Here is a 25,653-nt window from a genome sequence, read left to right as displayed (position 1 = left end):
CTGGCGGCCCTATGAGCAAGTCGTTCGTGCACCTGCACAATCACACCGAGTATTCGATGCTCGACGGGGCGGCGAAGGTCAAGCCCATGTTCGCCGAGGCGGAGCGGCTGCAGATGCCCGCCATCGGCATGACCGACCACGGAAACATGTTCGGCGCCAGCGAGTTCTACAACGCCGCGACCGTCGCCGGCATCACGCCGATCATCGGCGTCGAGGCCTACATCGCGCCCGGCTCGCGCTTCGACACCAAGCGCGTGCTCTGGGGCGATCCCAGCCAGAAGTCCGACGACGTCTCGGGCAGCGGTGCGTACACCCACATGACCATGGTCGCGGAGAACGCGACGGGCCTGCGCAACCTGTTCAAGCTGTCGTCGTTGGCGTCGTTCGAGGGTCAGCTCGGCAAGTGGTCGCGGATGGACGCCGAGATCATCGCCGAACACGCCGAGGGAATCATCGCCACCACCGGGTGCCCGTCGGGTGAGGTGCAGACCAGGCTGCGGCTGGGTCAATATGAGGAAGCCACGGCTGCAGCTGCCAAGTGGCGCGAGATCTTCGGCCCGGAGAACTTCTTCCTCGAGTTGATGGACCACGGCCTCGACATCGAGCGCCGGGTCCGCGAGGGGTTGCTCGACGTCGGCCGCAAGCTGAACATCCCGCCGCTGGCCACCAACGACTGTCATTACGTCACCCGGGACGCCTCGCGCAACCACGAGGCGCTGCTGTGCGTGCAGACCGGAAAGACCCTCTCGGATCCGACGCGCTTCAAGTTCGACGGCGACGGCTACTACCTCAAGTCCGCCGAGGAGATGCGGGCGCTCTGGGACGACCAGGTGCCCGGGGCCTGCGACTCCACGCTGCTGATCGCCGAGCGCGTGCAGTCCTACGCCGACGTGTGGGCCCCCAAGGACCGGATGCCGATCTTCCCGGTGCCCGAGGGCCACGACCAGGCGTCGTGGCTGACCCACGAAGTCACCGCCGGACTCGAGCGCCGGTTCAGGGGCGCGCCGGTCCCGCAGGAGTACACCGACCGCGCCATGTTCGAGATCAAGGTGATCTGCGACAAGGGCTTTCCGTCGTACTTCCTGATCGTCGCCGACCTGATCAACTACGCCAAGTCCGTAGACATCCGGGTGGGTCCCGGCCGTGGGTCGGCGGCGGGGTCGCTGGTGGCCTACGCGATGGGCATCACGAACATCGACCCCATTCCACACGGCCTGCTGTTCGAGCGGTTCCTCAACCCCGAACGCCCGTCGGCCCCCGACATCGACATCGACTTCGACGACCGCCGTCGCGGCGAGATGCTGCGGTATGCGGCCAACAGGTGGGGCAGCGACCGGGTGGCCCAGGTCATCACGTTCGGCACCATCAAGACGAAGGCGGCCCTGAAGGACTCGGCCCGCGTCAACTACGGCCAGCCCGGCTTCGCCATCGCCGACCGGATCACCAAGGCGCTACCGCCGCCGATCATGGCCAAGGACATCCCGCTCTCGGGCATCACCGACCCGACCCACGAGCGGTACAAGGAGGCCGCGGAGGTCCGCGCTCTGCTCGACACCGATCCCGACGTGCGGGCGATCTACGAGACGGCCCGCGGTCTGGAGGGCTTGGTCCGCAACGCCGGCGTGCATGCGTGCGCGGTGATCATGAGCTCCGAACCGCTGATCGAGGCGATTCCGCTGTGGCGGCGTCCGCAGGACGGCGCCGTCATCAGCGGCTGGGACTATCCGTCGTGCGAGGCCATCGGCCTGCTCAAGATGGACTTCCTGGGCCTGCGGAACCTGACGATCATCGGGGACTGCATCGAGAACATCAAGGCCAACCGTGGCGTCGACCTCGACCTGGAGGCGCTGGAACTCGACGATCCCAAGGCATATGAGTTGCTGGGCCGGGGCGACACGCTGGGCGTGTTCCAGCTCGACGGCGGGCCGATGCGAGATCTCTTGCGCCGCATGCAGCCCACGGAGTTCAACGACATCGTCGCGGTGCTGGCGCTGTACCGGCCCGGTCCGATGGGCATGAACGCCCACAACGACTACGCCGACCGCAAGAACGGCCGGCAGGCGATCAAGCCGATCCACCCGGAGCTCGAGGAACCGCTCAAGGAGATCTTGTCGGAGACCTACGGTCTGATCGTCTACCAAGAGCAGATCATGTTCATCGCCCAGAAGGTCGCCGGCTACTCGATGGGCAAGGCCGATGCGCTGCGCAAGGCCATGGGCAAGAAGAAGCTCGAGGTCCTCGAGGCCGAGTACAAGGGCTTCCGCGAGGGCATGACCGCCAACGGGTTCTCCGAGGCCGCGGTGAAGGCCTTGTGGGACACCATCCTTCCGTTCGCCGGGTACGCGTTCAACAAATCCCACGCCGCCGGCTACGGGCTGGTGTCGTACTGGACGGCCTACCTCAAGGCCAACTTCCAGGCTGAGTACATGGCCGGTCTGCTGACCTCGGTCGGCGACGACAAGGACAAGGCGGCGGTGTACCTGGCCGACTGTCGTCGGCTGGGCATCACCGTGCTACCCCCGGACGTCAACGAATCGGTGGTCAACTTCGCCTCGGTGGGCACCGACATCCGCTTCGGCCTCGGCGCGGTGCGCAACGTCGGCGCCAACGTCGTGGCGTCCCTGATCGCCACGCGCACCGACAAGGGCAAGTTCACCGACTTCTCGGACTACCTCAACAAGATCGACGTCACCGCGTGCAACAAGAAGGTGACGGAGTCGCTGGTCAAGGCCGGCGCGTTCGATTCGCTCGGGCATCCCCGCAAGGGCCTGTTCCTGATTCACACCGACGCCGTCGACTCGGTGCTGGGCACGAAGAAGGCCGAGGCGATGGGCCAATTCGACCTGTTCGGTGGCGCCGACACCGCAGCGGACGCGGTGTTCGCGATCAAGGTGCCCGACGAGGAGTGGGAGGACAAGCACAAGCTGGCGCTCGAACGCGAGATGCTCGGTCTCTACGTGTCGGGCCATCCGCTGAACGGCATCGCGCACCTGCTGTCGACTCAGGTGGACACCCACATCCCCGCGATCCTCAACGGCGACGTGGCCAACGACTCGCAGGTGCGGGTCGGCGGCATCCTGGCCTCGGTCAACCGGAGGGTGAACAAGAACGGAATGCCCTGGGCCTCAGCGCAATTGGAGGACCTCACCGGCGGCATCGAGGTGATGTTCTTCCCCCACACCTACTCGACGTTCGGGGCCGAGATCGCCGACGACACCGTCGTGATCGTCAGCGGCAAGGTCAACTCGCGTGACGACCGGCTCTCGCTGATCGCCAACGACCTCGTCGTCCCCGACTTCTCCAACGCCCAGGCCGACCGTCCCGTGGCGGTCAGTCTGCCGACCCGGCAGTGCACGGTCGAGAAGGTCGGCGCGCTCAAGCAGGTGCTGGCCAATCACCCCGGCACGTCCCAGGTGCGGTTGCGGTTGATCAGCGGTGACCGCATCACCACCCTGGAACTGGACCAGGCGCTGCGCGTCACGCCGTCCTCGGCGTTGATGGGCGACCTCAAGGCGTTGCTCGGCCCCGGCTGCCTGGGCGGCTAACCCAGCACGTTCACCGCACGGGCGATGACGAGCGCGATCGTCGTCGTCGACACCAGCGCCTGCACCGTCATCATCATCTTGGCCCAGCGCGCCAACGGCATCGTGTCGGTGGGGGAGAACGCCACCACGTTGGTGAAGCTGACGTACAGGTAGTCGACGAAGGTGGGTCGCCAGTCCGGCTTCGCCTTGCTCGGATCGGTCATCTGCGGGAACAGGAAGTCGGGGTAGGGCTGCTCGCCGGAACGCCGCGCGAACGGCCCGCCGCGGTCCAGTTCCCAGAACCAGAGGCCGAAGGCGATGACGTTGGTGACGAAGATCGCCGCGCCGCCGCCGAGCAGCACGGCCGCGTCGTTGCTGACCTCGCCGCTGAGGATCCGCTTGGCCAGCACCACCGCCGAGGCGGTGTTGTCGACGGTGACGGCGGCGGTCAGGATCAGGCTCGCCCACCGACCGACGGTGGTGCGCCGGGAGATGCGCATCGGGTTGACGACGACCGTCACTAGGACCAACAGCAGTTCCATGCCGATCAGGGGCCAGCGGGGTAGCACCGTGTACTGCACCGGGATGGCGTGCTGGATCGCGATGGCGGCGAGGATCGCGATGAGCACGGGCCAGCGGCTCTCGGGGTCGCCGGGACGAAGCCACGACGGGACGCGGTGCCCGGCGTCGCCCGCGAGGTGTTCGGCACGTCGCACGAAGTCGAGGACTTCCTGCGGAGCTTGGTCGTCACCGTGCGCATCTGGGCCCATCAGGACAGTGTGTCGGCCACGATGGAGGAATGACCTACGACACGACTGTTGATTCCCTACACGTCAGCCAGTTGATCGACGCGGACGCCGCCGAGGTCTACGAATTCGCCGCCGACCCCGCCAACCTCCCACGTTGGGCGGCCGGCCTGGCCGACCCGCAGCTTGCCACGGCCAAGGTCGACTTCGCCCCGCGCAACGAATTTGGGGTGCTCGATCACGTCGTGACGCTGCCCGACGGGTCGCGGTTCTACAACCCGATGCGGGTGATTCCCGCCGGCCTCGACCGACGGGGCTGCGAGGTGGTGTTCACCGTGCGCCGGTTCGCCGGGGTGACCGACGAGCAGTTCGCGGCCGACGCCGCGGCCGTGGCGACGGACTTGGCGACCCTGCGGGACGTGCTGGAGAAGACGGCCTAGGCGTCCGAGGCGTCCGAGGACCGGATCAGCGCCTGTCCCAGCCAGACGACGACTGCGGCAGCCGCACCGCTGAGCACCGCGGGTGCGGCGCTGGCGGTGAGCACGCCGACGACCAGGAACACCAGGGCACCGACCACGAGGGCCGCCACCTTGTAGGCGGGCCACGGGACGCCCGCGATGTGAACTTCCGATGGCGTGGTCATGTCTCCACGATAGCTCGTAAAAGAGATTTCGGGTAGCCGAAACTCTGGTTCTGGCAGATCGGAGTCAAACCCGTTTTCCCTGCCCGGCGGGGTAGTGGCACCATTGATCGGTGTCCGCCGAACTGAGTCAGACCTCTCGCCGTCCCGCGCCGCTTGGCGCCTCGGACATCGACGAGGCCGCTCACCGAATTTCGGCGGTGGTGGATCTCACTCCGCTGCAGTACAGCGACCGGCTCTCGCAGATCACCGGCCTGGAGGTCTACCTCAAGCGCGAGGACCTGCAATCGGTCCGAAGCTACAAGCTGCGTGGCGCCTACAACCTGTTGATGCAGCTGACCCCGGCCGAGATCGCCGCGGGCGTGGTCTGCGCGTCGGCCGGCAATCACGCCCAGGGCTTCGCAAAGGCGTGCCGGTCGATGGGCGTGCACGGGCGGGTGTACGTGCCCGCCAAGACCCCCAAGCAGAAGCGGGACCGAATCCGCTACCACGGTGGCGACTTCATCGAGCTGATCGTCGGCGGGGCCACGTTCGACGTGGCCGCCGCGGCCGCGCTCGCCGACATGGAGCGCACCGGCGCCACCCTGGTGCCGCCCTACGACGACCTTCGCACCATGGCGGGCCAGGGCACGATCGCCGTGGAGATCCTGCAGCAGCTCGACGCCGAACCCGACCTGGTCATCGTGCCCGTCGGCGGTGGCGGCTGCATCAGCGGCATGACCACCTACCTGGCCGAACGCACGGTCAAGACCTCGGTGCTCGGCGTCGAGCCCGCGGGTGCCGCGTCGATGCTCGCGGCCCTGGCCACCGGTGAACCAGTCACCCTCGAGCACGTCGACCAGTTCGTCGACGGCGCCGCCGTAGCCCGCGCCGGTGCGCTGCCCTTCGCCGTGCTGTCGGCGGCCGGGGACATGGTCTCGCTGACGTCGGTCGACGAGGGCGCGGTGTGCACCGCGATGCTTGACCTCTATCAGAACGAGGGCATCATCGCCGAACCCGCGGGTGCCCTGTCGGTGGCGGCGCTCATGGAGGCGTGCACCGAGGGCACCGTCGAACCGGGCTCGACCGTGGTGTGTCTGATCTCCGGTGGCAACAACGACGTGTCGCGGTACAACGAGGTGCTCGAGCGGTCCCTGGTGCACCTCGGGCTGAAGCACTACTTCCTGGTGGACTTTCCGCAGGAGCCCGGCGCGCTACGACGGTTCCTCGACGAGGTGCTCGGTCCCGGCGACGACGTCACCCTCTTCGAGTACGTCAAGCGCAACAACCGCGAGACCGGTGAGGCACTCGTCGGAGTCGAGCTCGGCTCCGCAGCCGGTTTCGACGGCCTGATGGAGCGGATGCGGCGCTCCGAGATGCACGTCGAAGCGCTCGAACCCGGCTCCCCGGCCTACCGCTACCTGACCTGAGCCGTCCGCGCTCGGGCCGAGCTCACAAGCTGCTGACGCCGATCGCGATCAAGAGGGCGCCGACGACGCCGACGAACATGCCTGCTTGCTTGCGCGTGCGCCGGCGAATCCAGGTGCTCAGGTTCTGCACCCAGATGCGGGTCTTCGCCGGCGCCACGATGAAGCTCAGGAGCGGAATCGACGCGCCGGCGCCGGCGAGCAGGAGGAAGGTCAGCAGCGCCAAGGCCTGCTCCAGCGCCGGCGCCTTGGAGGCGATGATGATGGCCAGCAGGACGAAGTAGTCGATGCTCGGCATCGCGGTCGCCGCGCCGATGGAGGCCGACAGCGCGGAGGACTCACCCTTGAGGAACCGCCGGACCCGGCGCAGCAGGTGCGCTCGACGACTCGTCGGGCGGGGCGCAGCGTCGGGGGCGGCCGGGTCGTCCGCACCGCCGGTCTGCGGAACCTTCTGCCGCGAGAACCGATCCAAGGAGATGTTGGACGCGAGCACGGCGGCCAGGAGAAGCAGCACCACTCCGAACGCGATCTGCAGCGGTGCCGGACTGATGTTGCTCTTGCCGAAGAAGCTGTGGTGGAACACGAACAAGACGGTGAAACCCACAGTGAGACTTATCGTCAGACCGGTGAGCTGAAACACGATCAGGTGCCGGATCGGACGCGGCCTGGTGAGAAGCAGTGCGATCAAACCGAGGCGGGTGGGCTCGATGCTCACCGTGAGGCCGAGCAGAATCACCGTCGTCCACACGAGCGGGAACGTACCGTCTCCTGCTCCGGGTTAGCAACTCGTGTCAGCCGCCGCGCGCCACGCCCTCGAGCAGATCCGCGGCGGTCGCGACACTGTCCGACGGCCGGGTCATCTGCTCGGCGAGTGCACGTGCGCGCTCAGAGGTCCCGTGGGCCAACACCACTCGCAGGTCGGCGAGCAACGTCTCGGCGGTGGTGACCGACAAGCGACGGTACGTGCCGACGCCGAGGCGTTCGACCTGCTTGCCCCACAGCGGCTGTTCGGCGGCCACCCACAACACCAGGGTGGGAACGCCGGCGCGCAGCCCGGCAGCCGTCGTGCCTGCTCCGCCATGGTGGACGACGGCTCGGCACCGCGGAAACACCGCGGCGTGATTGACGGCCGTGACGATCTTGACGGCGTCTGTGTCGGCGGTGACGTCGTCGGACGCCGACGATCCCGCACAGATCAGTGCTCGCGTGCCGAGCGTGGCACACACCTCGCGGATGAGGGCCGACGTGGCCGTGAAGTCGTCCACGGGCATGCTGCCGAAACCGAAGTAGACGGGATCCGGACCCGATGCGATCCAGGACTCCACGTCGTCGTCGACCGCGGTGGGGAGTTGCAACGTCATCGACCCGATGACGGGCCGGCGCCGGGCGCTCCATTCCTGCGCCAACGCGGGAAAGAAGACCGGATCGTAGGCCTGGAGCTCTACGCTGCCGCGGCCCACGATGCGTGCCACCGGCCGAGTGGTCGCCGACGGTAGTCCCAGAGTCCGTCGCTGCCGGCTCTCGGCGGGTCTGAGCAGCTGCCAGTGCATCCACTCACCAGCGGCATACGCGCCGCGGACCACCCTCGCCGGTAGCCGAATCGGCAGGACGGAGGTGTTGGCACGGACCGGGAAGTAGTGCACTTCGGCCAAGGGGATGCCGAGGGCTTCGGAGACGTTGCCCGCGATCTCTTGATACGCCGTGCCGGTGACGACCAGGTCAGCGCCCGCGGCGAGCGAGGACAGCGTGTGGCTCATCTCCTCCCAGCCGCAGGTGGCGGCGGCGCGGGCCTTGCGCAGCGCGTTGAGTGGGTTGCCCAGCCGCAGCCAATCCGACGGCGTCGCGGCGGTGAGGGCATCCGGGCGTTCGAACACGTCGCCCCGGAGTTGCTGCTGAGAGTCGGGGCCGTAACTCGTCGCACGCAGACCGACGGATTCGACGAAGCCCACCAGGTTCGGCGGGACCGCCGTCGACACGTCGTGTCCACGGCGCCGTAGTTCCAGAGCCAGGGCTGCACACGGCTCCACGTCACCCCGGGTGCCGTGGATGGCGACCACGATCTTCGAGCGCGGCCAGGACTCTGCCGGTTCAGCGCTCACGTCGACAGACCCTATACTCGTGCGGCGAACCGCGGCGACGAGCACGGGCCGCACACGCCGAGAGTCGGGGGCCAGTTGTCGAGCACCGCAGTCAGCGCCGGCCCCAGCCGTCGCCGCCACGTGACGTTCGCGCTGCTGCTGGTGGTGTGGATGACCATCTTGGTCGCCATCGCGATGCGCCTCATTCCGGACGGCTACTTCTATTCGTACTTCTCGGTCGACTACTCCCATGGCTTCGTCCGACGCGGGCTCGCCGGCGAGATCGTGACGTGGTTCCCGCGCCAGGACTACTTCGACGCGCTGCGTGTCTTGCGGTGGATTCTGACGGCGGCGTACAGCCTCGGCCTCGCCCTGCTGATGTGGTCGGTGCTGCGCCGCAGTCCACGTTCGGAGCGAAAGCTGCTCTTGGCGTTGCTGATTCCGGTCTTGCCGTTCGGATTTGCCTTCGGCCTGTTCTCCGCGCGCACCGATTTGCTGGGCGCCGCAGCACTTGCCGCGTTCGCGGTGTCGCTGACAGCGGTCACCAGTCGCCGGGGAACAGTCACCCTCAGCGCGGCCCACGGCGCGGTGCTGGCGGTGTTGACCCTGGCGCACGAGGCCACGCCATTCCTCTTCGGGCTGGGGGCAGTCGCGGCGCTCGCCGTGCTCGCACCCGGGCTCGGCGCCGGCGCCTTCCGGTCGTGTGCGGCGCTCAGTGTGGGGCCCGGCCTCGCGACCGCGTTGGCCGTGACGATGTTCGGGGAACGAGGAATCTCGCAGGCGCTGTGCCGATCGGTACCGCACGGACCGATGAACCACCCCATCGCAGGTCACCTCACTCCCGCCCAGATCCTCCAGGGAGTCCGCTACGACGTCGACTACCACGACTGGATGTGCCGCGCCATCCTGCCGCTGTTCGACCAAGGCTTCGGCGACGCTCTGCGTTTCGTGATCGGTATCGGCCCGCTGGCGCTGGCCGGCTCGACGCTCTTCGGAATGGCGGTCTTCGCCGGCGCGATGTACCTCATCGCGCAGGCGTCGGGAGTGCCGATCCGACGCTTCCGGGACGCACTGCTGACTCGGAGAGTGGCGGTGCTCCTCGGACTGGCGCTGTTCTTGCCGGTCTTCCTCACCGGGGTGGACTGGATCCGCTGGTGGACCACCATCGCCTATGACCTCGGAATCGTGTTCGTGCTCTACGCGACTCGCCAACCCGAACTCGACGAACCGCCGACCCGTCGGTCGGTCACCATCGTCACCGTGGCCGGGATCCTGCTGGCACTTCTCCCCGTCGGGGTCATTCCGGTCTTTGGTGCGCCGACCCCGATGTGAGGGGCTAGGACGCGGCCGTCCGCACGACGACGAACGACTGCTTCGGCAGCGTCGTGGACTGTCCGACTTCTGCGTCGGCCGAGGCTAGCACCACCTCGCCGCCGACCGGCACGGTGACCGCGTCGTCGCCGAGGTTGCACACGATGGCGAACGCACCGCGGTGCAACGCGATCCATCGCTGCTCCTCGTCGTAGTCGACGCGCATGTGGTCGAGCCACGGGTCGGCCAGGTCGGGCTCCCGGTGGCGCAGTTCGATCAGCGCGCGGTACAGCTGCAGCAGCCGCGCGTGGTCACCGGAGTCCACCTCGTCCCACTTCAGCTTGGACCGCTGGAAGGTCTCGATGTCCTGCGGATCGGGGATCTCGTCGGCGTCCCAGCCGTGCGCGGCGAACTCCGCCTTGCGGCCCTCGGCGGTGGCCCGGGCGAGCTCCGGTTCGGGGTGCGAGGTGAAGAACTGGAAGGGGCTGGAGGACGCCCATTCCTCGCCCATGAAGAGCATCGCCGTGTAGGGCGAGGTCAGCACCAGGGCAGCCTTGACGGCCAGTTGGCCGAATGTCAGGTTCTGTGAAGGCCGGTCGCCGACGGCGCGGTTGCCCACCTGGTCGTGGTCGGAGGTGTAGGCCAGCAATCGGGTGGCGGGGATGGTCGCGGTGTCCAACGGCCGACCGTGCCGGCGATGGCGGAACGACGAGTACGTCCCGGCGTGAAAGTAGCCGTGCTTCAACGTGTTCGCCAGCGACTCCAGGGAGCCGAAGTCGGAGTAGTAGCCCTGCCGCTCGCCGGAGACCGCAGTGTGGATGGCGTGGTGGATGTCGTCGTCCCACTGCGCGGTCATGCCGTAACCGCCGCGGTCGCGCGGGGTGATGAGGCGGGGGTCGTTGAGGTCGCTCTCGGCGATCAGCGACAGCGGGCGTCCCAGTACCTCTGCCAGAGCGTCGGTTTCGGCCGACATCTCCTCGAGGATGTGGATGGCGGTGTGGTCGGCCAGCGCGTGCACGGCGTCGAGCCGCAGACCGTCGGCGTGGAAGTCCCTCATCCAGCGCAGCGCGCAGTCGAGGATGTACTGGCGCACCTCGTCCGCGCCGGCCTCGGAGACGTTGACGCCCTGCCCCCAGCCGGTGTTCGCCTCGGTCAGGTAGGGCCCGTACTTGGGCAGGTAGTTGCCCGACGGCCCGAGGTGGTTGAACACGGCGTCGATCAGGATGCCCAGTCCGCGGGCGTGGCAGGCGTCGACGAGGCGCACCAATCCGTCTGGGCCGCCGTAACTCTCCTGCACGCTGTACCAGAGCACGCCGTCATATCCCCAGCCGTGCGTGCCGCTGAACGAGTTGACGGGCATCAGTTCGACGAAGTCGACCCCGAGGTCGACGAGGTAGTCGAGCTTCTCGATGGCCGAGTCGAAGGTGCCGTCGGGGGTGAACGTGCCGACGTGAAGTTCGTAGATCACCGCACCTTCGATGGACTTGCCCGACCATCCGGAGTCGGTCCACGCCACCGTCGTCGGGTCCCACAGCTGGGACCGCTCGTGCACCCCGTCGGGCTGGCGCGGGGAGCGGGGATCGGGCAGGACGGTGTCGTCGTCGTCGAGGACGAAGCCGTAACGGGCGTCGACGTGCGCGTCGACGGTCGCCCGCCACCACCCGTCGTCGGACCGCGTCATTCGATGGCGGGTTCCGTCGACGTCGAGGCCGACGAGCTCGGGCAGTGGTGCCCAGACGGCGAATTCGTGATCAGGCACGGGTGCGCTCCAACAGGACGGCGGGAAGATCGGTGAACAGGTCGGTCGCCTCGACCCGGCCGCGCAACGAGCGGCCCGTGAGGCGGTCGACCCACTCACCGTCGGGCAGTTCGAGTGAGGTGTCGCCCCAGCCGGTGCCGGCGAGGCCGACGGTCCACCGCTGAGCGGCGACGAGCACGTCGTCGCCGCGCCGGAAGGCGATCAGATGCCGGGCGGCGGCGCCGTCGGGCAGCATTGGGCGGTATCCACCGCTCAGGTACGCGTCCGGGCGCTCCGCACGCGAATGCAGGGCGGCGGTGACGACGCGCATCTTCTGGTCGCCGGCCGAAGACAATGCCGCGCGCCGGGCCGCGTAGTCGACGGCCCGCCGGTTGTCGGGGTCGACGAGGCTGTCGTCCCACGTCTCGGTGCCCTGATACACGTCGGGGATGCCGGGAACGGTCAACGACAGCAGCTTCTGCACCTGCGAGTCACTGCGGGCATGGACGTCGAGTTCTGCCACCAAGCCAGACATCTCGGCTGCGACGGGGCCGTCGACGATCTCGTCGAGCCAGGCGTGCACGGCGCTCTCGAAGTCATCGTCGGGCTCGTTCCACGTGGTGTGCAGCGCAGCCTCCCGGATGGCCTTCTCCGCGTAGGCGTGCAGCCGCGAGCGCAGGTCGTCGGTGACGGGGCCGTCCGCCGGCCAGACCCCGAAGGCGATCTGCCACAGGAACGTGCCGGTGTCGGGGTCCGGTGGGGGCGTGGTCCGCGCCCACCGGTCGACCAGGTCGGTCCACCGCGAATGCACTTGCGACAGCACGCCGATCCGCGCTCGGACGTCCTCACTGCGCTTGGTGTCGTGGGTCGACAGGGTCACCATGGCCGACGGCCAGAACCGGGCGCGCAGCGCGGTGGCGTGGTGGAACTCCGCGAGGCTGACGCCGAACCGCTCGGGTTCGCCGCCGACCTCGTTGAGGGACACCAGCCGCGCGTCGCGGTAGAACAGGCAGTCCTCGACGGACTTGGCGGTGACGGCACCGCAGAGCTGCTGGATCCGGGTGGCCGGCTCGACGTGCTCGAGGGCCGCGGCGACCAAGGTCAGGGGTTCGGCCAACGACGGTTCCGCAGAAGCGGTTTCGGCAAGCGCGGTCGGCATGATCGCGGTGAGCCCGCGGTAGTCGGAGCGGTAGACCCCGATGTGGGACAACAGCGCGGCGACGGCGTCGGGGATCCCGGGGTGGTCGGCGCCCACCGCGGCGACGATCGCCCGGTGTACGCGGGCCAGTTCGCTGGCCAGCGTGCCGGTCGCGGTGTCGACCTTGAGCCCACGGATCACCGGTTCCAGCGGCTCCTCGTCGCCCTTGCCGGCGGGGTCCACCAGCACGCCGCCGATCTCGCGCAACGCGTCGTACCCCGTGGTGCCCGCGACGGGCAGCGACGGCTCGAGCGCCTCGTCGGGGGCGAGGATCTTCTCGATCACGATCCAGGCCTGCGGACCGGTCAGCTCGCGCAACCATTCGAGATAGCCTGCGGGGTCGGACAATCCGTCGGGGTGGTCGATGCGCAGACCATCGACGAGCCCCTCGGTGAACCACCGTTCGACCTCGACGTGGGTGGCGTCGAAGACCGCCTTGTCCTCCTGACGCAACGCCGCCAGCGAGGTGATGGAGAAGAACCGCCGGTAGCCGCACACGTTGTGCTTCCAGCCGATCAGCTTGTAGTGCTGGCGATCGTAGACCTCGGCCGCCGAACCGTCGCCGGTGCCCGGGGCGATGGGCCAGGTGCGGTCACCGAGTCGCAGAAGGTCGCCGTCGACGGTCAAGTCGTCGAGGTCTTTGTCGTCGCCCAACACCGGGAGCACGATCTTTCCGTCGGGGTCCAGCGTCCAGTCGACGTCGAAGTAGGACGCGTAGGCCGACCCCTTGCCGTGGGTCAGCATGTCCCACCACCACGCGTTCTGCGTGGGATCGTCGACGCCGACGTGGTTGGGCACGATGTCCACGACGAGGCCCATGCCGCGGGCGTGCACCGCCTGCGACAACCGGGCCAACCCGTCGGCCCCGCCGAGTTCCGCGGAGACCGTCGTGGGGTCGGTGACGTCGTAGCCGTGCGTCGAACCGGTGCTCGCGGTGAGGATGGGCGACAGGTAGAGGTGTGAAACCCCAAGATCGGCAAGGTAATCCAACTGGGCGAGCGCGTCGTCGAAGGTGAAGGCCTCACCGCTGGCGGCGCCACGCATCTGCAGGCGGTAGGTCGAGAGGATGGTCATGGGTGTCAGGCCGTCTTTCGCAGGGCGATGATGGAGCGGGCCGCCACGGTGAACGTCTCGCCGGCCTTCACCACCAGATCGCTGGTTCCGGTGGGTGTCGCCGAGTCGACTTCCGCGGTCCATTCCGCGGCGTAGTCGCCTTCCGCCGCGACGAATTCGACGGGGTCGGAGTGGGCGTTGAAGCAGAGCAGGAAGGAGTCGTCGACCACCCGCTCACCGCGGGCGTTCGGCGCGGGGATGGCCTCGCCGTTGAGGAACACCGCGACGCACTGGAATCCGGAGTCCCAGTCTCGCGGAGTCATCGGGATCCCGGCCGCGGTGAGCCAGGCGATGTCGCGAATCTCTTCGTCACCGCTGCGAATCAACTTGCCGTCGAAGAACCGTCGGCGCCGAAACACGGGGTGGTTCTTGCGCAGCGCGGTCACGGTGCGGGCGAAGGTCATCAGGTCGGCGTTGGTCTCGCACAGCGACCAGTCCATCCAGGCGATCTCGGAGTCCTGGCAGTACACGTTGTTGTTGCCGCCCTGGGTGCGGCCGATCTCGTCGCCGTGGCTGATCATGGGCGTGCCCTGGCTCACCATCAGCGTGGCCAACACGTTGCGCATCTGCTTGGCGCGCAACTCCAGGATCGCGGGGTCGTCGGTCGGCCCTTCGACGCCGCAGTTCCACGACCGGTTGTGACTCTCGCCGTCGCGGTTGTCCTCCCCGTTGGCCTCGTTGTGCTTCTCGTTGTAGGACACCAGGTCCGCCAGGGTGAAGCCGTCGTGAGCGGTGACGAAGTTGATGCTGGCGCTGGGCCGGCGGCCCGTCGCCTCGTAGAGATCCGAGGATCCAGTCAGCCGTGAGGCGAATTCGTTGAGTGTCGCGGGTTCGCCCCGCCAGTAGTCACGCACAGTGTCGCGATATTGCCCATTCCATTCGGTCCACAAACCCGGGAAGTTCCCGACCTGATAACCACCCTCGCCGATGTCCCACGGTTCGGCGATCAGCTTGACCTGACTGATCACCGGATCCTGCTGGACGAGGTCGAAGAACGCCGAGAGCCGGTCGACGTCGTAGAACTCCCGGGCCAGGGTCGAGGCGAGGTCGAACCGGAAGCCGTCGACGTGCATGTCGAGCACCCAGTAGCGCAGCGAGTCCATGATCAACTGCAGCGAGTGAGGGTGGCGCACGTTGAGGCTGTTGCCGGTGCCGGTGAAGTCCTTGTACAGCCGGGGGTCGCCGTCGAGCAGGCGGTAGTAACCGGCGTTGTCGATGCCGCGGAAGTTGACCGTCGGGCCCAGGTGGTTGCCCTCGGCGGTGTGGTTGTAGACCACGTCGAGGATCACCTCGATGCCCGCCGCGTGGAAGGACCGCACCATGTTCTTGAACTCGGCGACCGCGCCCCCGGCACTTTGGTTGGAGGCGTACTGGTGATGCGGGGCGAAGAAGCCAAAGGTGTTGTAGCCCCAGTAGTTTCGCAGTCCCAGCTGGAGCAGCCGGTGGTCGTGCATGAATTGGTGCACCGGCATCAGTTCGATCGCCGTCACGTTGAGCGACTTGAGGTGGTCGATGATCACCGGGTGGCTCAGCCCGGCGTAGGTGCCGCGCTGGTCCTCCGGGATGCCCGGGTGGGTCTGCGTCATCCCCTTGACGTGGGCCTCGTAGATGACGGTCTCGTGGTAGGGGGTGTTGGGCGCGCGGTCGGAGCCCCAGTTGAAGAAGGGGTTGATGACGACGCTGACCATCGTGTGGCCCAGGGAGTCGATCCGCGGCGGCGTGCCGCCGGAGGCGAGGTCGTCGGCCTCGAGGTCGTAGGAGAACAACGCCTGGGTGAAGTCGAAATCGCCGTGGAAGGACTTGCCGTAGGGGTCCAGCAGCAGCTTGGAGGCGTCGCAGCGCAAACCGGAGGCCGGATCCCACGGACCGTGCACCCGAAAGCCGTAGCGCTGGCCGGGCGTGACCGCGGGCAGGTAGGCGTGCCAGACGTAGCCGTCGACCTCGTCGAGGTTGACGCGTTCCTCGGTGCCGTCCTTGCCGATGAGGCACAGTTCGACCTTCTCGGCCACCTCGGAGAACAGTGAGAAGTTGGTGCCCGCACCGTCGTAGGTGGCACCGAGGGGATAGGCCGCTCCCGGCCATACGGAGGAGACCACGGTCACCACCAGCCGGTGGCGACGGCGATCTGACGGCCCAGTTCACCGGTCATGGTGCGCATGTAGGTCGCCGAGATGTGGTGAGAGTCGTGGTAGACCAACACGTTTCCCTCGACGGCGCGGCATTGGTCCTGCCGGCAGACCGCGTTGCTCATGTCGAGTGGTTTGAGCAACGGGAACTGCGCGAGGTAGTCCAGCGTCGGGTTGTGGTCGGAGAGCACCTCGGAGCGCTTGATGCCGCAGGACACGGCGTCGCCGCCGTCGGCCAGGCAGTCGGCGGGGAAGAACGGCTTGCCGTCCTTGACCAGCCAGGGGGTGTCGCGCATCGCCAGCACGGGGATGCGGGCGTCGGACAGCTTCTTCCAGATGCCGAGGTAGAAGCTCGGCATCACGTCGCCGTCCTTGATGTTCCACGGCCGGGTGGAGGTGGTGAAGACGTAGTCGGGGTGATCGGAGATCAGCCTCGGCATCACCTTCTGGTTCCACTCGCGACAGTTCGGATAGGCGCGGTTGTCACCCATCACGAGCGGATTCTCCTCGGTGGTCAACGGACAACCCATCTTCAGATACGTGACCACCTTGAAGTGGTGCATGCGGCCCAGGAGATCGAGAGCGGTGATCCAGTGCTCGGCGTGCGAGCCACCGGCCACGGCGATCGTCCTGGGGGCGTTGGGGTCACCGTAGGTGCAGTTGATGACGTCGACGTTGCCGAAGTCGCTGATGCACCCCTGGAGGGTTGAGATGGGCAGGTCGTCCTTGGCCTCCAGGACGGTGGGACGCATCGGCAGCTTGGGCACCCGGGCGCCGTCGACCAGGGCCCGTGCGCCCGGATAGTCCCGCGCCGAGAGGCCCGCGAGTTCCTTGCCGTTCGCGCGCTGAATGGTCATGTGTTCGCGCCAGGTGAAGGACGTGGCCGTGAGCGCGACGGCGAGCAGGGTCACGATGGATCCGAGCACGATGGTCGGTCGCCGAAGTCGGGTGCGCAGCGGTGTCACCGCCGCGACCGGCTTGGGCTTGGCGGCGGCGGCCGAGGCGCGTAGCCGCAGCGGTTCCTCGACGAAGCGCATCGTCAGCCAGGCCAGCACGCCGGACACCAGCAAGACGATCGCTCCGTCGAGGAAGTCGGCGTGGGTGTCGCCGGTGTAGGCGAGCCAGAAGATCAGCAGCGGCCAATGCCAGAGGTAGAGCGAGTAGGCCATCGAACCGAGCGAGACGAAGGGCCGCGTCGCGAGCAGGCGGCTGACTGCGGGTAGCCGGCCGTCGACGGCCGCCAGATGCGGGTCGGCCATGCGGTTGGCCCCACTGAGGATGAACAGGATCGTGGCGCCGACCGGGACCAGCGCCCACGGACCCGGGAACTCCTTGACACCGTCGATCAGGGCGCCGCAGGACAGCACCGCGGCCAAAGCGACGACCGCGACCGTGGAGCGCAGCCACATCGGCCACTTCACGTACGGCACCAAGGCCCCGACGAGGGCTCCGAGCAACAACTCCCAGCCCCTGGCGAAGCTGTTGTAGTAGGCCGTCGACTGGTCGGCGTCGTGGGCGCCGATCGCGTAGACGAACGAGGCGACGGTCAGCGCGGCGAGCAGCACGATGAGCGCGATCCTGGTGTAGGAGCGCAGCAGACGTCGGAATGCCACGGCGAACCCGAACACCAGCGCGAGGAACGCGATGTAGAACTGACCCTGGACCGACATCGACCACAGGTGCTGCAGCGGGCTGACCGCCTCGCCGGCGCGGAGGTAGTTCGACGCCGTGTTGGCCAGCTCCCAGTTCTGGTAGTAGCCGAGGCTGGCGAGGCTTTGGTCGGCGAAGGTCTCCCACCGGGTCTCGGGCTGAATCAGGATGGTCAGCACCGCCGAGGCAGCCAGCACCACGACCAGCGCGGGCAGCAGTCGGCGGATCAGCCGTTTGATCTCCGGCACGGGCGACAGCGACGAGCCGGGGGTGAGCGCGGTGCGCAGGAGTCGCCCGCCGAAGAAGAAGCCGGACAGGGCGAGGAACACGTCCACGCCGCCCGACACCCGGCCGAACCAGACGTGGAACACCGCGACGAGTGCGATGGCGATGCCGCGGAGCCCGTCGAGGTCGTACCGGTAGAAGCCGGCGGACTTCGAGGGGGGGCCGCCCGGCACGGCGGGCTCGTCGGCGCGCCCGGTGGCACCGGAACCGGTGGCGGGCGCGGTCCGGACAGGAGAGAGGGTCAACATGGTCGTCGGTCAATCTACCCAACCGAAGGCGATACGGTCGTTCCATGCCGCCGCTGACGCCCGAGCAGATCAGCCGCATCGACGCTGCGCACGTGTGGCATCCGTACAGCCGGATCGCCACCGACGCGATCCCGCCGCTCGTCGCGGTGGCTGCCCGCGGAGCGTCGTTGACGGTCGTCGACGACGACGGCCGCCGCGTCGACGTGATCGACGCGATGAGCTCGTGGTGGACCGCGATCCACGGGCACGGCCATCCGGTGCTCGACGAGGCGATCACCCGTCAGCTCTCGACGATGAACCACGTCATGTTCGGCGGTCTGACCCACGAGCCGGCGGCCCGGCTGGCGCAGTTGCTGGTCGAGATCACCCCCGAGGGGCTGGACGCGGTGTTCTTCAGCGACTCCGGCTCGGTGGCCGTCGAGGTGGCCGCGAAGATGGCCCTGCAGTTCCAACGCAGCCGGGGCAGGCCCGGCAAGCACCGGCTGATGACGTGGCGGGGCGGATATCACGGCGACACGTTCACGCCGATGAGCGTGTGCGACCCCGACGGCGGAATGCACTCGATCTGGACCGACGTGCTGGTCTCGCAGGTGTTCGCGCCGCAGGTGCCCGCCGAGTACGACCCGGCCTACGGTGCGGCCTTCGAGCGGCTGCTCGCCGAGCACGCCGACGAGGTCGCGGCGGTGATCGTCGAGCCGGTGGTCCAGGGCGCCGGCGGCATGCGTTTCCACGACCCGCGGTACCTGAACGATCTGCGTGCCGCCTGCACTCGGCACGACGTGCTGTTGATCTTCGACGAGATCGCGACGGGATTCGGCCGCACCGGTGAGCTGTTCGCCGCCGACCACGCCGGCGTCCGGCCCGACGTGATGTGCGTCGGAAAGGCGCTGACCGGCGGCTACCTCACCTTGGCGGCGACGTTGTGCACGCGGCAGGTCGCCACCACCATCAGCGACGGCGAGCCGGGGGCGTTGATGCACGGCCCGACGTTCATGGCGAACGCCCTGGCGTGCGCGGTGTCGGTGGCGTCGGTGGAGTTGCTCCTCGGTCAGGACTGGCGGACGCGGGTGGGGGAGATCGAGACGGATCTGCGTGCCGGGCTCGAACCGGCCCGCGAGCTGGCGGGCGTGGCTGACGTGCGGGTGCTGGGCGCCATCGGCGTGGTCGAGATGCGCGAGCCGGTCGACATGGCGGTGGCCACGGCCGCGGCCGTGGCCCACGGTGTGTGGCTGCGCCCGTTCGGCAAGCTGGTCTACGCCATGCCGCCGTACGTGTGCACGTCCGAGGAGGTGGCGACGATCTGCTCGGCGATGGTGGCGGTCGCGCGTGCGCTAACCTGAACGCCGTTCAGGTGGGTGTGAGATCGGAGGGATCAGCCGTGACACGAGCGATGACGTCCCCGCTGGCGTGGCTCGACGACGTCGCGCAGCAGCGCCGCGCGGCCGGGCTGCGGCGGTCCTTGCGCGTCCGCGACGCCGGGGACGCCGGTCTGGACCTCGCCTCCAACGACTACCTCGGGTTGTCGCACCATCCCCGCGTCGTCGACGGCGCCGTCGCGGCGTTGCACGCCTGGGGCGCAGGGTCGACGGGCTCGCGGCTGGTCACCGGAAACACCGCCCTGCACGAACGCTTCGAGTCGGCGCTCGCCGAGTTCGTCGGAGCCGAGTCGGCGCTGGTCTTCTCCTCCGGGTACACCGCCAACCTCGGGGCGGTGGTGTCGCTCTCCGGGCCCGGGTCGGTCGTGGTGTCCGACGCGTTGACCCATGCGTCGCTGGTCGACGCGTGCCGCCTGTCGAGGGCGCGGATCGTGGTGACACCGCACCGCGACGTCGACGCCGTGGACGCGGCGCTGCGCGACCGGTCCGAGGAACGTGCCGTGGTGGTCACCGACTCGGTGTTCAGCGCCGACGGCGTGCTAGCCCCGCTGCGCGACCTGCACGACGCGTGCCGCCGTCACGGCGCCCTGCTGGTCGTCGACGAGGCCCACGGGCTCGGGGTGCGCGGTGTCGGCGGCCGCGGCCTGGTCGCCGAGGTAGGTCTGGCGGGCGCTGCCGACGTGGTCGTGACGACGACGCTGTCCAAGGCGCTCGGCAGTCAGGGCGGTGTGGTGCTGGGACCGGCCGCGGTACGCGCGCACCTGGTCGACGCGGCCCGGCCGTTCATCTTCGACACCGGCCTCAACCCGGCTGCGGTCGGCGCGGCACTCGCCGCCCTGGAGGTCCTGGTCGACGAACCGTGGCGGGCCGAGGCGGTGCGGCGGCACGCCGCGACCCTTGCGACGACGTGCGGCGTGTCCGTCGCGCCTGAGTCGGCGGTGGTGTCGGTCGTCCTCGGCGAGCCCGAGGTGGCACTCGCGGCGGCCGCGGCGTGCCTGGACCGAGGGCTGCGCGTCGGGTGCTTCCGCCCGCCGTCGGTGCCGGCCGGCACGTCACGGCTGCGGTTGACGGCGCGTGCCTCGCTGACCCCCGCCGAGGTGGACCAGGCGTGCGGCGTGCTGACCGACGTGCTGTCCCAGGTGCGGTCGGATTCCCGTCGATGAGCACTCTGATCGTGACGGGCACCGACACCGGCGTCGGCAAGACCATCGCCACGGCGGCGCTGGCGTGCCACGCCCGGCTGGCGGGCCTGGACGTGGCGGTGTGCAAGCCCGTGCAGACCGGGACCGACGACGGCGACGACGACCTGCAGGAGGTCGGCCGGCTCTCCGGCGTCGACGCACTGATCCCGGGCTGGCGGTACCCGGAGCCGCTGGCCCCGGTCGCCGCGGCGCGGCGGGCCGGGCAGCCGTTGCCGACGCGGGCTGAGCTCGTCGAGCTCGTCGGCGGTGCCGTGGATCCCGGTCGCCTCGTGATCGTCGAGGGCGCGGGCGGGTTGCTGGTCGAGCTCGGTGCCGGGGGAGTGACGCTGCGGGATCTGGCGGTCGACCTGGGCGCCGCGGTGCTCGTCGTGGCGCGGGCCGGCCTCGGCACCCTCAACCACGCGGCGCTGACCTCCGAAGCCCTTGCCGCCGTTGGCCTTCCGTGCGCCGGTCTGGTGGTCGGCGCGTGGCCTGACGAGCCGGGGGTCGTCGAGGAGACCAACCGGACGGCGCTCGAACGCATCGCACCGGTGCGGGCGGCGCTGCCGAGCGGAGCCGGTGCCTTGGGGCCGGCGGCCTTCGCCGACCTCAGCGCGGCCGCCTTCGACGCCGAGTGGGTGCGGAGCCTCTAGGCATGGCCCATTCCGTCGAGTTGCTGTTCGACGAGGCCACCGACGCCGCCATCCGCGGTCAGTGGGCCGCGCTGGCCGACGCCGGGCTTCCCAGCCAGGCCCGGCACCGGTCGCCGACCAACCGTCCGCACGTCACGCTCACCGTCGCCGACCACGTCGACCCGGCGGTCGACGCTGCGCTGCGCGAGTTGTCCGAGCGCTTGCCGCTGCCGTGCCACGTGGGCGCCCCCCTGGTCTTCGGCCGTTCGTCGGTCGTCCTGGCCCGGCTGATCGTGCCGTCGGCGGCGCTGCTGGGCCTGCACGCCGCGGTCGACGAGGTCTGCGCACCACACGTGCGGTCGGAGGTGTTCCCGCACGCCCGGCCGGGGCAGTGGACGCCGCACGTCACGCTGGCCCGTCGTCTGCCGCCCGCCGACCTCGCCGCGGCGCTGGAGGCCGTGGCGTCCGACGATCTGGTCGGTGCCTTCGCCGGGCTACGGCGCTGGGACGGTGACGCCCGGGTCGACACCGTGATCGCGTGACGCGGACGCGTGCGCGGCCACCCCGTCGACCAGCAGGCGCAGCCCAAAGGTGAAGCGGCCGTTGGGATCGGTGGCCATCACGGACTGGTCCTGATGCAGCGCCCCGGCGGCGTCCCACTGCAACCGGGACTGTTCGTCTGCGGTGAAGCCGAGCACGTAGTAGAGCACCGAGCGGGCTGCCAGGTCGGCGTGCGAGGCGTCGATGCCGGCCTCGGCCGCGGCGCCGGTGAGCCGGTCGAGGATCGCCGCCATCCGATCGGACTTACCCGCCGCGAAGCTGGCCGAGACCAGTTCGGCGCCGTCGGTGGTGGACAGCAGGGCGTTGCGCAGGCCGGTGCAGATGAGGTGCACCCGCCGGGCCCAGGGGCCGTCCGGGGCGGACGCCGTCGAGACCAGGATCCGGTCGGCGACGGCGCCGAGCAGGGACTGCTTGTCGGCGAAGTGCCAGTAGAGAGCGCCGGGGGTGACGCCGAGTTCGCGCGCCAGCCGACGCATGGTGAGGTCGGCGATGCCGTAGTCGTCGAGCAGCTTGGCGGCCATGTCGACCACATCTGACCGGGCGTGGCGTCGGGCTGAGTGCACACCTGTAGCCTAAACACCGTTCAAGTTCATGGTGCAGGAGGAGTGGCGGAGTGACGCAGATGGCTTCAGGGGTAGGCGCGGACGTGTTGGATCTGGCTCGAGAGCAGGTACTAGAACGCGGCGAAGGCCTCACCCAGGAGCAGGTGCTCGCGGTACTCGAGCTGCCCGACGAACGCCTCGAGGACCTTCTCGCGCTGGCGCACGACGTGCGCATGAAGTGGTGCGGACCCGAAGTCGAGGTCGAGGGCATCATCAGCCTCAAGACCGGCGGTTGCCCCGAGGACTGCCACTTCTGTTCGCAGTCCGGGCTGTTCGCCTCGCCCGTGCGCAGCGCGTGGCTCGACATCCCCAGCCTGGTCGAGGCGGCCAAGCAGACCGCGAAGTCCGGGGCCACCGAGTTCTGCATCGTCGCCGCGGTCCGCGGCCCCGACGAGCGCCTGCTGGCCCAGGTCGCCGCCGGCATCGAGGCCATCCGCAACGAGGTCGACATCCAGATCGCGTGCTCGCTGGGCATGCTGACCCAGGAGCAGGTGGACCGGCTCGCCGACATGGGCGTGCACCGCTACAACCACAACCTCGAGACCGCCCGGTCGTACTTCACCAATGTCGTCACCACCCACACGTGGGAGGAGCGCTGGGGCACGCTGGAGATGGTGCGCGCGGCCGGCATGGAGGTCTGCTGCGGCGGCATCCTGGGCATGGGCGAGTCGCTGGAGCAGCGTGCCGAGTTCGCCGCCAACCTCGCCGAGCTGAACCCTCACGAGGTGCCGCTGAACTTCCTCAACCCGCGTCCGGGCACCCCGTTCGGTGACCTCGAGGTGCTGCCCGCCGCTGATGCGTTGCGCGCGGTGGCGGCCTTCAGGCTGGCGATGCCCCGCACCATGCTGCGCTTCGCGGGCGGTCGTGAGATCACCCTCGGCGACCTCGGCGCCAAGCAGGGCATCCTCGGTGGCATCAACGCCGTGATCGTCGGCAACTACCTGACCACCCTGGGCCGCCCCGCCGAGTCCGACCTCGAACTGCTCGAGGATCTTCAAATGCCGATCAAGGCACTCAACGCGACGATCTGACGTGTCCACCAAGTTCAACGTCTACACCGGTGAACCGGAGGGCGGCAGCGTGCCGACCGCCGCTCGGCTCGGGCTCGAACCCCCACGGTTCTGCGCCGACTGTGGGCGGCGGATGATCGTCCAGGTCCGCCCGGACGGGTGGTCGGCCAAGTGCTCGAGGCACGGCGAGCTGGACTCGAAGGATCTGGAGACGAGGCGATGACGACGAACGACCCCGCTCCACCGCGGCTGTCTCGGATTCGGGCGGCGATCCGGGTGGCGTTGGCGCTCGTCGTCGCGGGCGTCGTGGTCGGGCTGGCCTGGGCGTGGCTCGCCCCGCCGATCCAATTGGTCATCGCGCTGACCAAGTCCGGTGACCGGGTGCGCGGGTACGTCGGCGACGAGTCCGACCTGTTGTTCCTCGGCGCCTTCGTGATGTCCGGGTTGCTCTTCGTGATGGCGGTGGCCGCCGCGGTCGCGGCGTGGCAGTGGCGGCCGTACCGGGGCCCGACGATGGTCGCGGCCCTCTCGGTGGGCTCGCTCGCGGCCGCCGGTGCCGCGGCCGGCGTCGGCACGGCCGTGGCCCGCTGGCGCCACGGTGCGGTCGACGTGATGGCGGCCCCGGTCTCACCGGAGCACCGGGTGTTCTACACCCACGAGGCGGCGTCGGTCTTCTTCGGCAGCGGCCCGTTTCAGATCGCGGCGTCGGTCGTCATCCCCGCGGGGGTGGCCGCCTTGGTCTACGCCCTCTGCGCGCTGTCGACCAAGCGCGACGACCTCGGGGCGTGGCCGCCCGAGGAGGTGCCCTTCCTGGTGACGCCGGACGGGCTCAGCGGTCCAGCTCCGACAGCGGGAGTCGATCCACCTTCCGACCTGCGGCCACCTTCGCCGAGATGAGCCCGAGCCGGAGCATGCCCCGGTAGGTGGAGGGGTTGAGCAACGTCGGCCACTTGGTCCGCGCCCGCTTGCTCGACGGCGGTCGGCCGGCGAAGCGGTCTCGCAACCAGCGCAGCGTCATCGGCGCCGACAGCGGGTGCAGCAGCATGTGCTCGCTGAGCATGTCGCGGTGGTAGGTGACGTCGGCGCCACCGGAGCTGTAGGTCTCGGTGAGCTCGTCGATGTCGGCGACGGAGACGATGCGGTCGTGCACGGCCTGCACGACGAGCACCGGGAAGCCCGGCGCCGCGGTGCCGAGCTTGATGCTGTCGAAGACGTGCTGCACCTCGGGTGTACGCAGGATGTTCTCCAGCGGCTCGTCGACCATGTCGTCCATGTCCTTGCCGATGAGCTTGATGACGGCCTTGGCGGTGGTCATCCTCTGGATGTCGCTCAGCATGGTCTTGCCCTCGACGGTGACGTGCTGGTTGATCACGCGGTCGAGGTCGGGGTAGACGTGGGACAGGGCGGCGACCACCAGGGCGGGTAGGCCGGAGAAGAAGCTGCCGTTGAGCCGCCGGAACGTGTTGCCCAGGTCGCCGACCGGGGAGCCGAGGACCGCCCCGACGACGTTGAGTTCGGGTGCGTAGGTCGCCTGGACCTCCGTCGCCCACGCGGTGGCCAGTCCGCCGCCGGAGTACCCCCACAGTCCAATTGGGGCCTCGTCGGACAGGTTGAGCGCATCGGTGTTCAGGGCTGCGCGCAGACCGTCGAGCACGTGGTAGCCGGGCTCGTACGGCGCGCCCCAGATGCCGAGGGGGCCCTCGTGGTCGGGGATCGACACCGCCCAGCCCTCGGCGAGAGCAGCGGAGATCAGCAGGAATTCGAATTGGGCCAGTGCTCCGGTGGCCTTGGCGCCGCGCCGCAGGGCGTAGGAGGGGAAGCAGCTGCCTGCCACGGCGTCGATCGCGCACTGGTAGGACAGGATCGGTCCCAAGCTGGCGGCGGGCCGGTCGGCGGGCACGACGATCGTGGTCGCGACGGCCTGCGGCAGACCGTTGAGGTCCGTCGAGCGGTAGAGCAGCTGGGTGGCGCTCAACTTCTGCGGGATCAGACCGAGGAACGCAAGCTCGACGTCGCGTGACCGGAGCACCGTTCCGGGCTTGGCGTGCTCGAATCCGGCGGGCGGCAGATGGAAGGGATCATCCTCGGGCCGCAGCGGCCTGACCTTGCGTCGAAGCTCCTCGTGGGTCGGTCGTCCGATCCACTCGGCACCGGTCGAGACGGCAGCACTGCCAGAGTCCATCGCGCCATTGTCTCTTACGGATTCCTTAAAGCCCATTTGGGGGCTG

The 25,653-nt window shown here is 69.0% G+C and carries 21 protein-coding genes; 11 read left to right on the top strand and 10 right to left on the bottom strand.

What is annotated here, in order from left to right; genetic code table 11:
• The first annotated feature begins 11 nt into the window (after nt 1-11).
• The gene (gene dnaE, locus ABZ195_RS12745) at nt 12-3,545 is read left to right on the top strand and encodes a DNA polymerase III subunit alpha (RefSeq protein ID WP_355218113.1); all 3,534 of its coding nucleotides are present in this window, start codon (nt 12-14) and stop codon (nt 3,543-3,545) included.
• On the opposite strand, the gene ABZ195_RS12740 is transcribed toward dnaE, so the two are convergent.
• The gene (locus tag ABZ195_RS12740; RefSeq protein WP_355218111.1) at nt 3,542-4,294 is read right to left on the bottom strand and encodes a hypothetical protein; all 753 of its coding nucleotides are present in this window, start codon (nt 4,292-4,294) and stop codon (nt 3,542-3,544) included. The two genes, dnaE and ABZ195_RS12740, sit on opposite strands and share 4 nt — an antisense overlap.
• Nucleotides 4,295-4,323: 29 nt before the next feature.
• On the opposite strand from ABZ195_RS12740, the gene ABZ195_RS12735 reads away from it, so the two are divergent.
• Nucleotides 4,324-4,710 (top strand): SRPBCC family protein, encoded by a 387-nt coding sequence (locus ABZ195_RS12735; RefSeq protein WP_355218109.1) that lies wholly within the window; start codon nt 4,324-4,326, stop codon nt 4,708-4,710.
• On the opposite strand, the gene ABZ195_RS12730 is transcribed toward ABZ195_RS12735, so the two are convergent.
• On the bottom strand, nt 4,707-4,913 hold the full coding sequence (locus ABZ195_RS12730; RefSeq protein ID WP_355218107.1) for a hypothetical protein: 207 nt from the start codon (nt 4,911-4,913) through the stop codon (nt 4,707-4,709). The two genes, ABZ195_RS12735 and ABZ195_RS12730, sit on opposite strands and share 4 nt — an antisense overlap.
• Nucleotides 4,914-5,023: 110 nt before the next feature.
• Between ABZ195_RS12730 and ilvA the strand changes: the two genes are divergently transcribed.
• Nucleotides 5,024-6,319: a threonine ammonia-lyase IlvA gene (gene ilvA, locus ABZ195_RS12725; protein ID WP_355218105.1), complete on the top strand. Its 1,296-nt coding sequence runs from the start codon at nt 5,024-5,026 to the stop codon at nt 6,317-6,319.
• Nucleotides 6,320-6,341: 22 nt separating this feature from the next.
• Here the strand turns inward: ilvA and ABZ195_RS12720 are convergent, their stop codons facing one another.
• Both ABZ195_RS12720 and ABZ195_RS12715 read right to left on the bottom strand, forming a co-directional pair.
• A complete protein-coding gene (locus tag ABZ195_RS12720; protein WP_355218103.1) occupies nt 6,342-7,064 on the bottom strand; it encodes a GAP family protein in 723 nt (240 codons plus the stop codon).
• Nucleotides 7,065-7,107: 43 nt separating this feature from the next.
• A complete protein-coding gene (locus ABZ195_RS12715) occupies nt 7,108-8,415 on the bottom strand; it encodes a glycosyltransferase (protein WP_355218101.1) in 1,308 nt (435 codons plus the stop codon).
• Nucleotides 8,416-8,490: 75 nt separating this feature from the next.
• On the opposite strand from ABZ195_RS12715, the gene ABZ195_RS12710 reads away from it, so the two are divergent.
• The gene (locus ABZ195_RS12710) at nt 8,491-9,726 is read left to right on the top strand and encodes a hypothetical protein (RefSeq protein ID WP_355218099.1); all 1,236 of its coding nucleotides are present in this window, start codon (nt 8,491-8,493) and stop codon (nt 9,724-9,726) included.
• Between the two features lie 4 nt (nt 9,727-9,730).
• Here ABZ195_RS12710 and treZ read toward each other — a convergent pair whose 3' ends face one another.
• The 4 genes from treZ to ABZ195_RS12690 are packed head-to-tail and all read right to left on the bottom strand — an operon-like array spanning nt 9,731 to nt 18,063.
• Nucleotides 9,731-11,464 carry a malto-oligosyltrehalose trehalohydrolase gene (gene treZ / locus ABZ195_RS12705; RefSeq protein WP_355218097.1) on the bottom strand — a complete coding sequence of 578 codons (1,734 nt, stop codon included), beginning with the start codon at nt 11,462-11,464 and terminating at the stop codon, nt 9,731-9,733.
• A complete protein-coding gene (gene treY / locus ABZ195_RS12700) occupies nt 11,457-13,715 on the bottom strand; it encodes a malto-oligosyltrehalose synthase (RefSeq protein ID WP_355218095.1) in 2,259 nt (752 codons plus the stop codon). The genes treZ and treY overlap by 8 nt, the downstream gene beginning before the upstream one ends.
• A gap of 5 nt (nt 13,716-13,720) precedes the next feature.
• Nucleotides 13,721-15,850 carry a glycogen debranching protein GlgX gene (gene glgX, locus ABZ195_RS12695; protein ID WP_355218093.1) on the bottom strand — a complete coding sequence of 710 codons (2,130 nt, stop codon included), beginning with the start codon at nt 15,848-15,850 and terminating at the stop codon, nt 13,721-13,723.
• A 2-nt stretch (nt 15,851-15,852) separates the two neighbouring features.
• A complete protein-coding gene (locus ABZ195_RS12690; protein ID WP_355218091.1) occupies nt 15,853-18,063 on the bottom strand; it encodes an acyltransferase family protein in 2,211 nt (736 codons plus the stop codon).
• A 44-nt stretch (nt 18,064-18,107) separates the two neighbouring features.
• Between ABZ195_RS12690 and ABZ195_RS12685 the strand changes: the two genes are divergently transcribed.
• The 4 genes from ABZ195_RS12685 to ABZ195_RS12670 are packed head-to-tail and all read left to right on the top strand — an operon-like array spanning nt 18,108 to nt 21,794.
• Nucleotides 18,108-19,403, top strand: a complete 1,296-nt coding sequence (locus ABZ195_RS12685; RefSeq protein ID WP_355218089.1) for an adenosylmethionine--8-amino-7-oxononanoate transaminase — start codon at nt 18,108-18,110, stop codon at nt 19,401-19,403.
• Between the two features lie 50 nt (nt 19,404-19,453).
• A complete protein-coding gene (locus ABZ195_RS12680) occupies nt 19,454-20,602 on the top strand; it encodes an 8-amino-7-oxononanoate synthase (protein WP_355218538.1) in 1,149 nt (382 codons plus the stop codon).
• Nucleotides 20,599-21,273 (top strand): dethiobiotin synthase, encoded by a 675-nt coding sequence (gene bioD / locus ABZ195_RS12675; protein ID WP_355218087.1) that lies wholly within the window; start codon nt 20,599-20,601, stop codon nt 21,271-21,273. Before ABZ195_RS12680 ends, bioD begins: the two co-directional genes overlap by 4 nt.
• A gap of 2 nt (nt 21,274-21,275) precedes the next feature.
• Nucleotides 21,276-21,794: a 2'-5' RNA ligase family protein gene (locus ABZ195_RS12670; RefSeq protein ID WP_355218085.1), complete on the top strand. Its 519-nt coding sequence runs from the start codon at nt 21,276-21,278 to the stop codon at nt 21,792-21,794.
• On the opposite strand, the gene ABZ195_RS12665 is transcribed toward ABZ195_RS12670, so the two are convergent.
• Nucleotides 21,747-22,334: a TetR family transcriptional regulator gene (locus ABZ195_RS12665; protein WP_355218084.1), complete on the bottom strand. Its 588-nt coding sequence runs from the start codon at nt 22,332-22,334 to the stop codon at nt 21,747-21,749. The two genes, ABZ195_RS12670 and ABZ195_RS12665, sit on opposite strands and share 48 nt — an antisense overlap.
• A gap of 101 nt (nt 22,335-22,435) precedes the next feature.
• Between ABZ195_RS12665 and bioB the strand changes: the two genes are divergently transcribed.
• Genes bioB through ABZ195_RS12650 form a run of 3 tightly spaced genes read left to right on the top strand, consistent with a single transcriptional unit; the run spans nt 22,436 to nt 24,322 of the window.
• Nucleotides 22,436-23,446 carry a biotin synthase BioB gene (gene bioB / locus ABZ195_RS12660; RefSeq protein ID WP_355218083.1) on the top strand — a complete coding sequence of 337 codons (1,011 nt, stop codon included), beginning with the start codon at nt 22,436-22,438 and terminating at the stop codon, nt 23,444-23,446.
• Between the two features lies 1 nt (nt 23,447).
• Complete coding sequence (locus ABZ195_RS12655; RefSeq protein ID WP_355218082.1) at nt 23,448-23,648, top strand: hypothetical protein; 201 nt, start codon at nt 23,448-23,450, stop codon at nt 23,646-23,648.
• A complete protein-coding gene (locus ABZ195_RS12650; RefSeq protein ID WP_355218080.1) occupies nt 23,645-24,322 on the top strand; it encodes a DUF2567 domain-containing protein in 678 nt (225 codons plus the stop codon). The genes ABZ195_RS12655 and ABZ195_RS12650 overlap by 4 nt, the downstream gene beginning before the upstream one ends.
• Here the strand turns inward: ABZ195_RS12650 and ABZ195_RS12645 are convergent.
• Entirely contained in the window at nt 24,255-25,607 is a 1,353-nt protein-coding gene (locus ABZ195_RS12645; protein WP_355218079.1) for a lipase family protein, read from the bottom strand. The genes ABZ195_RS12650 and ABZ195_RS12645 overlap by 68 nt on opposite strands.
• Nucleotides 25,608-25,653 lie beyond the last annotated feature (46 nt).

Source organism: Mycobacterium sp. NPDC006124, from assembly GCF_040614235.1.
In the GTDB taxonomy this organism is placed as follows: Bacteria; Actinomycetota; Actinomycetes; order Mycobacteriales; family Mycobacteriaceae; genus Mycobacterium.
This window is presented reverse-complemented; position numbering and strand designations above follow the sequence as displayed.